We start from the raw sequence: 13,720 nt of genomic DNA on the forward strand, positions 1-13,720 counted from the left end.
ATCGACGCATGATTTTTCAGCGCTGGAGGTATTCAACATGCGCGTATCCAAGGCTCAGGCTCAGGCCAATCGCGAGCACATTGTCGAAACCGCTTCAGTGATGTTCCGCGAACGCGGTTATGACGGGGTCGGCGTGGCTGACCTGATGGCGGCCGCCGGTTTTACTCACGGCGGTTTCTACAAACACTTCGGTTCCAAGGCCGACCTGATGGCCGAAGCCTCGGCCAACAGCCTGGCGCAATCCACCGCCAGCGCCGAAACCATGAGCGTGCAGGACTTCATCGATGTGTACGTGTCGCGCGACCATCGCGACGGCCGTTCCACCGGTTGCACCATGGCGGCGCTGTGCGGCGATGCGGCGCGGCAGTCGGGGGATGTGAAGGCAGCGTTTGCCGAGGGGATCGAGCGCTTATTGCAGACCTTGGGCGAAAAATACCCGACCGCAGCGGATGCACCGCAAGGTGAGGGCCGAACCCGGATGATCGACCTGCTGGCCCGGGCGGTCGGCGCGATCATGCTGTCGCGAGCGTGCCCGGACGAATCGGCGCTGGCCGATGAGATTCTGGCGGTCTGTCACGCTTCGATGACTGAGTCGTTACCCATCATCGAGACTTCGCAAGAAACCATGCAGGATAGCTGAAGCGATCAGTGCTGGCGGTGCAGGGCCTTGTCGAGTGCCGCTAGCAAAACCTCTTCTTCGAAGGGTTTGCACAGGCACTCGAACGCCTGGTAATGCCCGGTTTCGGCCAGCGCCGCCTCGTCCCAATGGGCGGACATGCAGATCACCGGAAACTGTCGCGACAGTTGACGCATCACGTCGATGCCGGACAGGCCGGGCATGCGCAGATCCAGCAGCAGGCAGGCGATCTCGGCAAAATCGGCTTCGGCGAGAAACGCTTCGCCACTGGCATAAACCTGCGCGCGATAACCGACCGAACGCAGCAGGTTCGACAGGCTTTTGCGCACCGACGCGTCGTCATCGACGATACAGACGATCGTCGCCCGGTTGCTCTCGGCCGCCGTCGGGCGACCCGCCGGGCCGCTCACGACAGGCTCGATGGGCCAGGCGAAGGCGCAGCGCTGATCAGTCCATAGAGTTCGACGAGGTTGACCAGCGAGCGGGTCTGCATCTTCGCCATGATGTGTTTGCGATGAACCTTGGCGGTCACTTCACTGGTGCCCAACTGGTTGGCGATCTGCTTGTTCGACAGACCGCCGACAATTAGTGGCAGCACCTCGCGCTCACGCGGCGTCAGTTGCGCCGCCAGTTGCCGCACGTGCTGAACCCGTTGCCATTGATTGAACGCAGTCGCGGCGTGTTGACGGGTGCTGCGCAGAATGCCGAGCAGTTCATCGTCGTTGAACGGCTTGGTCAGAAATTCCACCGCGCCAGCCTTCATCGCCTGCACCGACATCGGAATCGTGCCGTGGCCGGTCATGAAAATCACCGGCCACGGCTGGCCGCGCTCATTCAGCGCCGCCTGCAATTGCAGGCCTGTGGTTTCGGGCAGGCTGACGTCGAGCAACAGGCACGCCGGGCCATTGGCGATGTCGGCCTCGAGCAGTTCTTCGGCGGACTGGAAAATCCGGTGCTCGATGCCTTCGGCGCGCAACAAGCGGCTCAGCGCGCTACGCACGCAGGCCTCATCGTCAACGATGAACACCGGCACCGATTGCGCATCGACCGGCGGTGGCTGCGCCGCAATCGGCGCCGAGGCCAAGGCGTTGAACACGGGCAGTTTGGGTTCGCGGTCTTTCAATAATCGGTAACCTCGACGGGCAACCGTCTGGATGATTTCTTTTTCCCCGAGCAGTTTGCGCAGCGAGGAAATCTGCACCTGCAGATTGTTCTCTTCGACGACGATGTCCGGCCACACCTGATTGATCAGCTCGTCCTTGCTGACGATGCGCCCATCGGCCTGCATCAGTACCGAAAGTATTTCGAACGCCCGCCCGCCCATGCGCAAGGGCCGGCCATCGAGAAAGGCTTCGCGCCGTTCCAAAGAAATCGTGGCTTGGCCAAGTCGGATCATGCAGGCCTCTGCGTCGCGGTGAGGAGGACAGGGCGCGGGCGCCGGGTTATCAGGCTCGTACGCTAGGGGACGGCCTGCCATAAAGCAATTATCCCGAGGGATAAGACGCGCGCTTTCATAACGCGAAAACAGCGGCGCGAGGCTCTGGACAGCCATCTTGAGGCCGCAGACGGACATCAGCGCAGCGGCTGGCCCTCTGGCAAAAAACGCTGCGTATACTTCGCCACCAGCCTGAATCCCATTTCCAGCGGTGAATGCGTATGCCCGGCCAGCCATCCTCATCTGCAATGTCGCGCGCGGCCGATGCGCCGATGCTCGATGAAACATGGCTGGAAACTTGCCGTTTCAGCCTGCTGCGCCGCGACCATGAGCTGACCTGGTTCAGCCTTGAAGACAGCCGCTCGGGCCAGACCTGGTTCGCCGTGCGCGCACCGATTCAGCGCCCGGCGCTGTGCCAGCGGCTGGAGCGCGACTTTCATTTGCAACTGCCTTCGCAGTGGGTGATCAACCCGCTCGCGCTGCTTCGTTCGGCGGACGGGCCGGTGCTGATCTATCCGCAATGGGGGCGCCGCTGGCTGGCCTGTTCGACGCAGCCGGCTTACCACTCGGGCGAGTGCTGAATATCGCCGTTGCGGCTGCCAATGCGCTGGCCCACTCTCGGCATCCCGATACACCGCAAAACCCTGTGGGAGCGAGCCTGCTCGCGAAAGCGTCATTCCAGCCGACATCACCCTTGACTGACCCACCGCTTTCGCGAGCGGGCTCGCTCCCACATGGATCCCTGTTGCCGTGGCATCTGATAGTCGGCGCCGACGACAGCGTCAGGCTGATGGGCTTTCACACCCACGCGCAGGAAACGCCGGCGACTGAACTGCCGAGTCTGGAACACTGGCCTTATCTGGCGCCGGAACAGCTGCAGCGCGACAACGTCGATTGCGATGAGCGCAGCGACGTCTATGCGCTGTCGGCAATCCTCTACGAGGCGCTGACCGGGCGCCCGCCGCTGATCGCTCGCGACGCCTCGCAATGGTTGCATGTACACGCCGCCGTCCAGCCATTGTCGCCAGCGCAATACCATCCCGACCTGCCGCAAGGCATTTGCCATGTGCTGCTCAAGGGCCTGGCCAAGGAGCCGGACGCGCGCTATCAAAGCATCGAATCGCTGGCCGCCGATCTAACCTGGTGCCTGCGGCAATGGCAGAAAAAGGCCAGATCGAAGCGTTCCGCCTGGGTGCCTTCGATGCTCGCGCAACGGCCACGCGCGGCGATGTGCTGTTTGGTCGTGATGACGAACGTCAGCAACTGCTTGAACAGATCCAGCGCGTGCGCAGCGACGGCATCGCTCGCGTGCTGCTGGTTGCCGGCGCACCGGGAGCGGGAAAGTCGACGCTGATCCAGCAAGTCCTGCGTAGCCAGGCACCCGGTTATTGGGCCAGCGGCAAGATCGAACTGCTGAACAATGAACGGCCTTTCGCGCCACTGGCACAGATTTTCCAGTCACTGATCAGCCAGGTATTGGCCAGGCCCGCACTGGCCTTGCAGGCCGTGACCGAGCAATTACGCGAAACCCTCAAGGGACGCGGCCGCTTGCTGGTAGACCTCGTGCCGGAGGCCGAACTGCTGATCGGCGCCACCGCCGAACTGCCGAACATGCCGGCGCGCCACGCCCTCGACCGGGTCAATCGGGCGCTGCTCGATGTGCTCGAAGTCTTTGCGCAACCGGGGCATCCGCTGCTGCTGTTTATCGATGATTTGCAGTGGGCTGACGACTCGACTCAGGCGTTTCTCAAAGCCTTTATCGCCCGACCGACGCGGCATCTGCTGCTGGTTCTGGCGTATCGCGAGGGCGAGTTGACGGAGCATCCGGGTGGCTGGCTCGATGAAATGCGCAGAGCACCCGCGCTGCCAGTTATTGACCTCGGACTAGGGCCGCTGTCGGTGCAGGCCGTCGCGCAATTGATGGCGGTCGAACTCGATGCTGACGTCGACAACCTCGAAGCGCTGGCCCGCGTCGTGCACTTCAAAACCGCTGGCAATCCGTTATTCGTCAGCCAGGTAGCACGCGCGCTGGTGGATGAGCGTCTGCTGCGTTTCGACGCTGAGATGCGCCGCTGGGTGTGGAATCAGGCGGAGGTGGATGGCTATCGCTACGCCGACAACGTTGCCGAATTGATGGTGCAACGTTTGCAGCGCCTGCCGGCCAGTGCCCGTGAAGTGTTGCGCACGGCGGGTTACGTCGGTGGTCGCTGCGATGAAGCGCTGTTGTGCAATCTGTTGGCGGATGATCCAGCGCGGTTGCGGGGTGATGTGGATTATCTGGTCAGTGCAGGCTTTCTCCTGCGCGAGCCGGGGCAACTTGTGTTTCCCCACGATCGAGTGTTGGAAGCCGCCGCTGCGCTGACCGCGCCGGCCGGGCGTTCGGCTGAGCATGCGCGCATCGCAGCCGCCATGCTCGATCTAAGCGGCGGGCAACGGCAGGCGAAGGTGTTCGATATTGCCAGTCAGATTCAGCGCAGCGACGGTCATGCGCTTTCAGGAGGTCGACGCGTCGAATTCATCCAGTTATTGGTCGAAGCCGCCGAGCGCGCTCGCGATAGCGCCGCTGTCGAGCAGGCCGTGGATTATCTGCGCAGCGCCGAGGTGTTACTCGGCGACAACGGCTGGACGCAGCTCTACCCGCAAGCCTTCGCGGCGCGCTGGCTGGCAGCCGACTGCGCGATGTTGCTGGCGGATCTGCCCGGCGCGCAACAGCGTCTCGACGACTGCCTGGAACACGCTGCCACCGTGCTGGACCGGGCGAAAACCTACCGCCTGCGCGCCAGCCTGCGTACCTTGCATTCCGACTATCAAGGCGCGATCGGCGAAGCGCTAAGTGGCCTGGCGCTACTCGACATTGCCCTGCAGCGCCAGCCATCGGCGGCGCAACTGGCCGGAGCGTTCGAGCGGGTTCGGCAATTGGTCGGCACACGGCAGATTGCTGAACTGAGCGCATTGCCCAAGGCCGACGAGCCGCGAATCGAAGTGGCCATGGAGTTGCTGAGCACGCTGATCGCCTCGTTTTTTGTGCAGGACGATATCGCTTTCCTGCACTTGGCGAAGATGGTCGAATTGACCCTCTTGCACGGCACCACACCCAGCAGCGGCTACGGTTTTGCCTGGTATGGCGTGATGATCGCCGACCGTTATGGCGAATATCTGGACGGTGTCGCTTTCGCCGAACTGGCGCTCGATCTGACCGACCTGCACGGCTACGAAGCCGGGCGCACCGGCACGCTGGTGGCGCTCGATCAGGTCAGCCCATGGACCAAACCGATGGCCTACGCCCGGCAGAAAGCTTTCGCCGCATTCGAGTGCGGTCAAGCCGGCGGCGATCTCGGCATGTCGTGTTACGCCTGCAACCACATCGGCTCCGATCTGCTGTTCATGGGCGAGCCGCTGCAAAAGGTGTTGAACGAGCTGGACGTCGGCCTGAGTTGGGTGCGGCAGTTTCACTACATCGACATCGAGCGCATTCTGCTGGCGCAACAGGCGTTTGCCAGTGATTTGCGCAGTGGGCGCGAGCCACGTTCGATCGCAGCGCTGGATGCTCTGGAACATGACTGCTTCGGCCCGCTGGATCGCGATCGCGTCTCACAGCCAACACTGTTCTGGATGTGGTTGTACTCAGGTATGTCGGCGTTCTATTTCGGCGATGTGCGTTACGCACTACGCCGTTTCGAAGCGGCCGAGGCATTGACGTGGTCGCTGCCGGCGCACATCGATTTGGCGCATTACTACCTGTTCTACAGCTTGGCACTGGCCAGTCCCGAGGCGCCGGGCTCTGTTGCCGAAAAACTGCAGAAACTGGAGCAGCAACGGCAGCGTTTTTGCCTTGGGTCGAGCTCAATCCGTCGACTTTCAGTAACCAACTGCTGCTGATCGAGGGCGCGATGGCCCGCGTGCGTGGCGAAGGGCTGGTCGCCATTCGCTGCTTCGACCAGGCGCAAATCGCGGCGGCCGCTGCCGGATTTATCCATCAACAGGCGCTGGCGCATGAACAACTGGCCGAGGTGTGTCTGGGCAACGGTCTGGTCTCCGGCACGCATCATCACCTGCGCGTCGCCCGCGACTGTTATGTGCTGTGGGGCGCTGAGGCCAAGGCACGTCGACTGGAAGCCGCGCATCCTTTTCTGGCCCGCGAGCATTCCTTGGAAACGGTCACACCGGTGACGCGGGTACGCCTTGATCTGGAAGTCGGCATCGAAGCGGCGCGCGCGGTGTCGCAAGAGGTGTTGCTCGATCGGTTAGTGGAAACCTTGATGACTCACTTGATGATTCAGGCCGGCGCCGATCGGGGGCGTTGCTGTTGGTCGCCGACGGTGAGTTGCAACTGGCTGCCGCCGCGCAGGTCGAGGCGGGCAACGTGCGAGTCAGTCAGGACAACGAGCGCGTGCTGGAGCAGATCGCGCCGGTTTCAGTGCTCAATTCGACCATGCGTACACGCACGCCGCTGGTGCTCGACGATGCCCGCGTCGACTGCCCGCAAGCCTACAGCGCCGACCTGTGCGAGCGGCAGACGCGCTCGCTGATGTGCCTGCCGTTGCTCAAGCAGGGCGCGCTGATCGGTCTGGTGTATCTGGAAAACAGCCTGGTACCAAAGCTGTTCAGCGCCGAACGCCTGACCATGCTGGAAATTCTCGCCTCGCAGGCAGCGGTGTCGCTGCAGACCGCGCGGCTCTACGCGCAACTGGTCGAAGACAACCGCTTGCGTGCACAGATGGAAGCCGACTTGCGCAGCTCGCGGGCGGAACTGGCGCGCAACTCGCACCTGAAAATGATGGGCGAACTGTCGGCCTCGATCGCCCACGAAATCAGCCAGCCATTGCTGGGGATTTCATCGAACGCCTCGGCCAGTCTGCGCTGGCTCAAGCGCGACATACCGGATCTAGACGAAGCAATTCAGGGCCTGGAGGACATTCGTTCCGACAGCGCCCGTGCCACCGAGATCGTCCAGGCCTTGCGCGCATTGGCCAGGCAGGCGCCGTTGCAACGATTGCCGGTGTCGATTGACGCGTTGATCGGTGAGGTCGTGCAACTGACGGCCGGCGATGTGCACAATCGCGGGGTGAGCTTGCACACGCAACTCAACGCTGCTGACCCGGTACTGGGGGATCGGGTGCAGATCCAGCAGGTGATCTACAACCTGATCGTCAACGCGCTGGAAGCGATGGCTGGGCAGGGCGTGAGTGACGGGCGCCTGGTGATTGAGTCGACGCTGTCCGATGGGCAGGTCTGCGTGGCTTTTCAGGACAACGGGCCGGGGATCGCCGAGCATCAGCGTGAAGAAATTTTCGATGCGTTCTTCACCACCAAGGGCAGCGGCATGGGCATGGGCCTGGCGATTTGCCGAACGGTGATCGGCGCCCATGGCGGGACGTTGCGCGTGGAAGACAGCGAGGAGGGCGCGCGGATCTGCTTCAGACTGCCGCTTGCGCCGGACGCCAGGATCAAAAGCCCCTGACTTGTAGCTGAGTGATGTCTGGCAGACCGGGTAAAAAAAGCCGCGAAAAATCGCGGCCAAAAGGGAGGAGTGAACAAAACCCTTTGAAATCCGACTCAGGGCCGCAGTTCCGTCAAGCGCTGGCCCATCGTCGGATTCAGCAACCCATCGCTGAGCTGCCAGACATCCGCATCCACCAGCGCCACCCGCGCTCCGCACATCAGTTGGCGCCAGACCTTCGGCGGCATCCCCACCATGCGCCCAAAGGTGCGGGTGAAATGCGAGTGATCGGAAAATCCGCATTCATAAACAATCTCGGTAATCGCCATCGAGGTCAGCAAAAGTCCCTTGGCCTTGTCGATCTTCATCTTCAGCATCCATTCCTGCGGCGAGCAGCCAGTGACGATCTTGAACGCCCGGGAAAAGTGACTGCGCGACAGATTGCAGTGCTCGGCAATTTCGCTGACGCGCAGGCTGCGGCTCAGATCGTGCAGCATGTAAGACTTGGCGCGGCGTTCCTGCCAGCTGGACAGCGCGCCCAATGGGCGCGCGAGCTGGCTGGGGTGGTCTGACTTCACCGATTGCGGGTTCATGGCGGCTCTCCTGATCGATGGGCAAAGTCTGGCCGCTGGCTTTATTTAAAGTCCTTAAACAAACCTTAAAAGTTATGAAGCGCAGGTCTCAGCGTGAAACGGGTAATCGACGTAGCCGCGCTGATCGCCACCAAAGAAACTGCTCGGATCCGGCGTGTTCAGTTCAAGCCCATCGTGCAGCCGACGCGGCAGATCCGGGTTGGCCAGGAATGGCCGGCCAAAGGCGATGATGTCGGCGCGATCGGAGTTCAGCGCCTGTTCGGCGGATTGAGCGTCGTAACCGCCGGCGAGAATCAGCACGCCGTTCCAGGTCTGGCGCAGCTGGGCGATGATCGCGTCCCAGCGCGGGTCGAAGTTTTCGTCCTTGACGGTGCCGACCATGGCCGGCTCGACCAGGTGCAGGTAGGCCAGATTCCACTGGTTGAGCGCTTCGACCAGATAACCGAAGGTCGCTTCGGGCGTGTCATCACCCATGCCCATAAAGCGGCCCATCGGCGTCAGCCGCACGCCGACGCGCTCGGCGCCGACTTCGTCAGCCACGGCAGCGACCACTTCGAGCAGAAAGCGCGCACGGTTCTCGACGCTACCGCCATAGGCGTCATCACGCTGGTTGCTGTTGCTGTTGAGAAACTGGTCGAGCAGATATCCGTTGCCGGCATGGATTTCCACGCCGTCCATGCCGGCGTTCAACGCGTTGCGCGCGGCGCGGCGATAATCTTCGACGATGTCGGCGATTTCCGCTGTTTCGAGGGCGCGCGGCACCGGCACATCACCCCACACGCCGTTGCCTTGTTCATCGACGATAAAAGTCTTGCCCGGCACAGGCAGGGCGCTCGGCGCCACCGGCAAACCGGCGTCCGGCTGGAAGCTGGGATGCGAGACCCGGCCGACGTGCCACAGCTGCATGAAGATCAGACCGTCGGCCTCGTGCACCGCGGTGCTGACTTCGCGCCAGGCCTGGACTTGTGCATCGGTGTAGATCCCCGGCGTCCACGCATAGCCCTGGCCTTGCTGAGAAATCTGCGTGGCCTCGGTAATGATCAGCGCAGCACTGGCGCGTTGGCGGTAGTACTCGGCGTTCATTGCGGTCGGCACGTCGCCCGGCTGGCCGGCGCGCGAGCGGGTCAGGGGCGCCATCGCCACGCGATGAGCAAGGGTGTAAGGGCCGAGTGCGATGGGTTGAAACAGGCGACGGGTCATGGGTAGCTCCGGATTTTGATGAGTAGGGTTCAAGTGCGGCAGCCAGGTGCCGCGCGCTGTGCAGGTAACTTAACCGGGGTGGCGGGGCTGATAATCCGTGGCCGGCGCTACGCAGTTTTGCGCGCAACGCAACGGCACCCGCGCTCATCGCTGATGAACGCGGGCCTGGTTCAGGCGGGTTGGGTCGAGCGAGTCAGCGGCAAATTCAGCCAGCGCCGGCCGGTGGCATTGCTGACCGCGTTGCCGAGAGCCGCAGCCATTGGCCCTTGGACGATTTCGGCAGCACCTAGGAAGGGTTCGCCCGGTTGATCGAGCAGGTGCACATCGACTTTTTCGGCAATTGCGTGAAACGCAGAATTGGATAACCGCTCCAGTCATAGCTGCGAATGCCGCCGGCGTCGTAGGCGACCTTTTCGTAGAGCGTCCAGCTGGCCGACTGGACGATACCGCCCTCGACCTGATTGCGCAGGCCATCGGGGCTGACGATCTGGCCGACGTCGACCGCCGTGACTACATGATCCACGCGAATCTCGCCGGTCTGCGGATGCACGCGCAGTTTCACCGCGAGGGCGCAGTAACCCATGATGTTCTTGTAGCGGGCGAAGGCGAAACCGATCCCCGCGCCGGGCTCGTTGCTCTTGTGTGGCCAGCCGATTTCGTCGCGCACGCGCTCGATCACGGCACGGGCACGCGGATCGCTGAGATGGGCCAGACGCAACGCCACTGGATCGAGTCCGGCCTTGATCGCCAGCTCATCGATACTCGCTTCGATGGCGAAAATGTTGATGTGCGCTCCCAGTGAACGCATGGCCGAAGTGCGGAACGGCATCGTGGTAACGAAGTTCATGTTGATCCGCGTCGCGCCCAGCTGGTACAGCGGCACCGCATTTCGATCGCCGTCACCTTCGGGCTGGGCGATTGGCACCGACGGCGCCGAGACGAAGGGTTTCGCCAGTAGACGTGCCGGCAGCAAACGCCCGGCATTGACGATGCGTTCATTGTGCGGCGTGGTCCACAGCTCGTAGTTCCAGTCCTGCAAACGGCCCTGACTGAGGCTCGCATCGACTTCGGTAACCATCGCCGAACTGTACGGTTCCCAGAGATTCTCCTGCTCGCGCATCCATTGCACCCTGACCGGCGTGCCCGGCAGGCGCATGGCGATCAGCGCGGCATCGGCGGCGGCATCATCGGCGCCGTTGTGGCCGTAGCAACCCGAGCCTTCGGTATGAATGCAGCGCACGCGGTCCGGCGGCAGCCGCAGCATTTCGGCGATGCCGGCGCGCAGCGGATAGACGCCCTGGGTGTGGGTCCACACCGTGAGCACGCCATCGTTGAACCAGGCCACCGCACAGGACGGGCCGATCGAGCCGTGCATCAGATAATGCTTGGTCACCCGCGCTTTGAAGCGCGTCTCGGTCGCGCCGCCGGGATTGCCGTTGTTGCTGATCGGATATCGCTTGGAGGGCAATTGCTTGAGCAAATCATGAATCCCGGCGGCTTCGGGAATCGCCTCGCCGCCGCTCCACTTGGCACTTTCCATGCCGGCGCGCATGGCCTTGATCGCTTGCCACTCATCACCGGCGACCACCGCCAGATAGTTGCCGTCGCGAATCATTTTGACCACGCCGTTCAACGCCTCGATGGACGCGGCATCGAACGCCTGAAGCGTGCAGCCGGGACGCGGCGGGCGAATCACCCGCGCATGCAGCATGCCCGGCAAGCGCATGTCCTGGACGAATGCCGCGCCGCCGCTGACCTTGGCCGGAATGTCCAGACGCGGCAGGTTGTGCCCGATGAGTTTGAAGTCGGCCGCCGCCATCGCTGGTGATTGTGCTTTCGCGTATTGGTGCACATCGACATGCTTGACCGCGTCGGCATATGTCATGCGCTGGCCGGCTGGTCCTTCTATGGCGCCGTCGCGAGTGCTCAGTTGCGCAATGTCGACTTGCCAGCTGCGCGCGGCGGCATCGACGAGCATTTCCCGCACCTGCGCAGCAGCGTTGTACAGCGCGGTGCCGCTGTCGAAAATACTGTGGCTGCCGGCGGTGTAGCCTTCGTTGGGCGTCAGCGCGGTGTCGGCGGTGAGCAAGTTGATTGCGCTGGCCGGCACCTGCAAACGCTCGGCGGCGATTTGCAGCAACGCGGTTTTCACCCCGGTGCCCAGCTCGACCTTGCCGGTGTACACGGTGATGCCGTCGGCGCCGATGCGGATCCACGCGTCGAGGTATGGGTTGGTGCGCAGGCTGCCGGGCAGATCGGGGCCAGCACCACAGTGCCAAGGGTGTCGACTTCGGTGTCGGCCAAGGCACGCCGCGCTACCGGCATTAGCGTGAAAGCCATGAGCAACGCGCCGCCACGCAGGAAGGCCCGACGGCTGGGGTTCAAGCCGTTAGCTTCGCTCATGTCAGGCTCCCGTTATGCCCAGCCACCTGTTTGATCGCCTCGATGATGCGCAAGTGCGTGCCGCAGCGGCACAGATTGCCGGCCATGTGCTCAAGAATGGTTTGCTCGTCCGGGTGCGGATCACGCTCAAGCAACGACTGCGCGCGCATCAGCATGCCGGCGATGCAGTAACCGCATTGCGCGGCCTGCTTGTCGATGAACGCCGCTTGCAACGGGCCGGGTTTGTCGGCGCTGCCGAGGCTTTCCACGGTACGGATCTTTTTGCCTTCAAGGCCGGCGCACGGTGTCAGGCAGGCGAACACTGGCTGGTCGTCGACGATCACCGTGCACGCGCCGCACTGGCCCAGGCCGCAGCCGTACTTGGCGCCGTTGAGGTTCAAGTGATTACGCAGCGCGTACAGCAGCGGCATGTCCGGTTCGAGCTCCAGCGCTTGGGCAGCTCCATTGACGGTGAGAGTGATCTGGCTCATTTCGTCTCCTGACGTAACGCTTCGATAGTGGAAGAGAGGTCGGCCCATGGCTGATCGGGTCTGGCTTGCTCGCGCAGATACGCGGCGAGGGCACCGAGCTGGGCGTTGTCGAGGCTGGCGGCGAACGGCGGCATCACCGGGCCGGGTGCGCCGGGAATGGCGGGCACGCCTTCGAGTACGGTCTTGAGAAAGTTGCGCGAGCTGGCCGCTTGCAGCGCCGAGGTGCTCTGCAGGCCAGGGCGACCGTCGATTTCACGCATCGGCGCGGCGGCTGCGTGGCAGCCGGCGCAGGCACTGCTGAAGAGCAGGGCGCCAGTGCTGTGATCCGCTGGACTGCTCGACAGCTTTTTCGCGGTGGTTTCAGTCACCGCGTGCGGGTTTTGCAGGCTCAGCAGGTAGTCGACAATTGCCTCGGCTTCGCTGGCCGGCAAGCGCGCCAGACTCAGGCTGACCGGGCGCATCGGGCCGGCGGGTGTGCCGTGGCCATCGACCACGTCGGCGCGCAGGTAGCCGGCCAACTGCTCGCGATTCCACGGAGTGGCGCGTTGGCCGAGGCCGACCAGTGCCGGCGCTTCCCAGCCATCGACGCTGCCGCCTTGCAGGTATTGCGAGGATTTCTCCGCGCCAATCAGGTTCAGCGGCGAGTGGCAGCCGGCGCAGTGGCCCGGGCCGTCGACCAGATAACGCCCGCGATTCCATGCCGCGCTGTGTTCGGCCAGCGGCGTCAGTGGCTCGCCATGCAGAAACAGCAGGTTCCAGAACGACACCAGCGGACGGATGTTCATCGGGAAGTTCATCTGGTTCTGCCGCGCCGGGGCGTGTACGGCGGGGCCGCTCATCAAGTAGGCATAGGCGTCGGCGATGTCTTCGGAGCTCATGCGCCGGTAGTGCACGTAGGGAAACGCCGGGTAGAGAAAGTGGCCGTCGCGGGCAATGCCTTCGCGCATCGCCCGCTCAAACGCCGGCAATGACCATTCGCCGATGCCGGTCTGCGCATCTGGAGTGATGTTGGTGCTGTACAGCGTGCCGAACGGCGTCACCAGCGGCAGCCCGCCGGCCAGGTATTCGCCGCCGGGGCGACTGTGACAGACCGCGCAGTCGCCCGCCTCGACCACCCGTGCGCCGCGCTGCAATTGCGCAGTATCGAATGACATGGGGCGTTTGATGGGTGTGATCGCCGGGCGCCACATCAGCGCGACGGCGACGATCAGGCCGATCACCGCGAGCACGGCGACGCAGATCCACAGGGTTCTGGACTTGAGCAGATGGTTGTTCATGGTCGGCAGAAAAACGCGGCGGGCAGTGGCAGGACGAGTGAAGTGCGGGTCATGGAAACGCTCCTTGTAGCAGCCGGGGAAGGGCGCCGATGCGGACGTCTGCGCCAGGGCCAAAGCGTAGAGAAGACGCCTGCGGCGGAGAATCACCGGTCCGCGCAACAGCGCGTTGCGCCACAAGCAACGTTGCGCGCCACGCATCAGTGCGTTGCCAGTGGCACGGATTCTCGCGGCCGCCGGGCGACCGTAGCCTTGGCAGCACATTCCC

Annotated in this window: 10 protein-coding genes and 2 pseudogenes; 5 read left to right on the forward strand and 7 right to left on the reverse strand. The window is 63.3% G+C overall.

Annotated elements, in window-relative coordinates:
• The first annotated feature begins 37 nt into the window (after positions 1-37).
• Positions 38-640 carry a TetR/AcrR family transcriptional regulator gene (locus LJU32_18260; GenBank protein WKV87607.1) on the forward strand — a complete coding sequence of 201 codons (603 nt, stop codon included), beginning with the start codon at positions 38-40 and terminating at the stop codon, positions 638-640.
• A gap of 5 nt (positions 641-645) precedes the next feature.
• On the opposite strand, the gene LJU32_18265 is transcribed toward LJU32_18260, so the two are convergent.
• Together LJU32_18265 and LJU32_18270 are read right to left on the reverse strand one after the other, a co-directional pair.
• Entirely contained in the window at positions 646-1,047 is a 402-nt protein-coding gene (locus LJU32_18265) for a response regulator (GenBank protein ID WKV87608.1), read from the reverse strand.
• A complete protein-coding gene (locus tag LJU32_18270; protein ID WKV87609.1) occupies positions 1,044-2,033 on the reverse strand; it encodes a response regulator in 990 nt (329 codons plus the stop codon). The genes LJU32_18265 and LJU32_18270 overlap by 4 nt, the downstream gene beginning before the upstream one ends.
• Before the next feature lie 260 nt (positions 2,034-2,293).
• Here LJU32_18270 and LJU32_18275 point away from each other — a divergent pair, with 260 nt between their 5' ends.
• The 4 genes from LJU32_18275 to LJU32_18290 all read left to right on the forward strand — a co-directional run bounded on the left by LJU32_18275 (position 2,294) and on the right by LJU32_18290 (position 7,533).
• Entirely contained in the window at positions 2,294-2,653 is a 360-nt protein-coding gene (locus LJU32_18275; protein ID WKV87610.1) for a hypothetical protein, read from the forward strand.
• A gap of 164 nt (positions 2,654-2,817) precedes the next feature.
• A complete protein-coding gene (locus LJU32_18280) occupies positions 2,818-3,426 on the forward strand; it encodes a hypothetical protein (GenBank protein WKV87611.1) in 609 nt (202 codons plus the stop codon).
• Complete coding sequence (locus LJU32_18285) at positions 3,336-5,951, forward strand: AAA family ATPase (GenBank protein WKV91144.1); 2,616 nt, start codon at positions 3,336-3,338, stop codon at positions 5,949-5,951. The genes LJU32_18280 and LJU32_18285 overlap by 91 nt, the downstream gene beginning before the upstream one ends.
• A gap of 427 nt (positions 5,952-6,378) precedes the next feature.
• Positions 6,379-7,533: a GAF domain-containing protein gene (locus LJU32_18290; protein ID WKV87612.1), complete on the forward strand. Its 1,155-nt coding sequence runs from the start codon at positions 6,379-6,381 to the stop codon at positions 7,531-7,533.
• A gap of 203 nt (positions 7,534-7,736) precedes the next feature.
• Here the strand turns inward: LJU32_18290 and LJU32_18295 are convergent.
• From LJU32_18295 to LJU32_18315, 5 genes and pseudogenes are all read right to left on the reverse strand, one after another.
• A pseudogene (locus LJU32_18295) lies at positions 7,737-8,105 on the reverse strand (AraC family transcriptional regulator).
• 72 nt (positions 8,106-8,177) lie between these two features.
• Entirely contained in the window at positions 8,178-9,305 is a 1,128-nt protein-coding gene (locus LJU32_18300; GenBank protein WKV87613.1) for an alkene reductase, read from the reverse strand.
• Positions 9,306-9,475: 170 nt separating this feature from the next.
• Positions 9,476-11,708, reverse strand: a pseudogene (locus LJU32_18305) (molybdopterin-dependent oxidoreductase).
• Positions 11,705-12,178, reverse strand: coding sequence for a (2Fe-2S)-binding protein (locus LJU32_18310; GenBank protein ID WKV87614.1), 474 nt, complete (start codon positions 12,176-12,178; stop codon positions 11,705-11,707). Before LJU32_18310 ends, LJU32_18305 begins: the two are co-directional and overlap by 4 nt.
• A complete protein-coding gene (locus tag LJU32_18315) occupies positions 12,175-13,455 on the reverse strand; it encodes a cytochrome c (protein ID WKV91145.1) in 1,281 nt (426 codons plus the stop codon). Before LJU32_18315 ends, LJU32_18310 begins: the two co-directional genes overlap by 4 nt.
• Positions 13,456-13,720 lie beyond the last annotated feature (265 nt).

The organism is Pseudomonas sp. B21_DOA (assembly GCA_030544685.1).
Classification (GTDB): domain Bacteria; phylum Pseudomonadota; class Gammaproteobacteria; order Pseudomonadales; family Pseudomonadaceae; genus Aquipseudomonas; species Aquipseudomonas fluorescens_AO.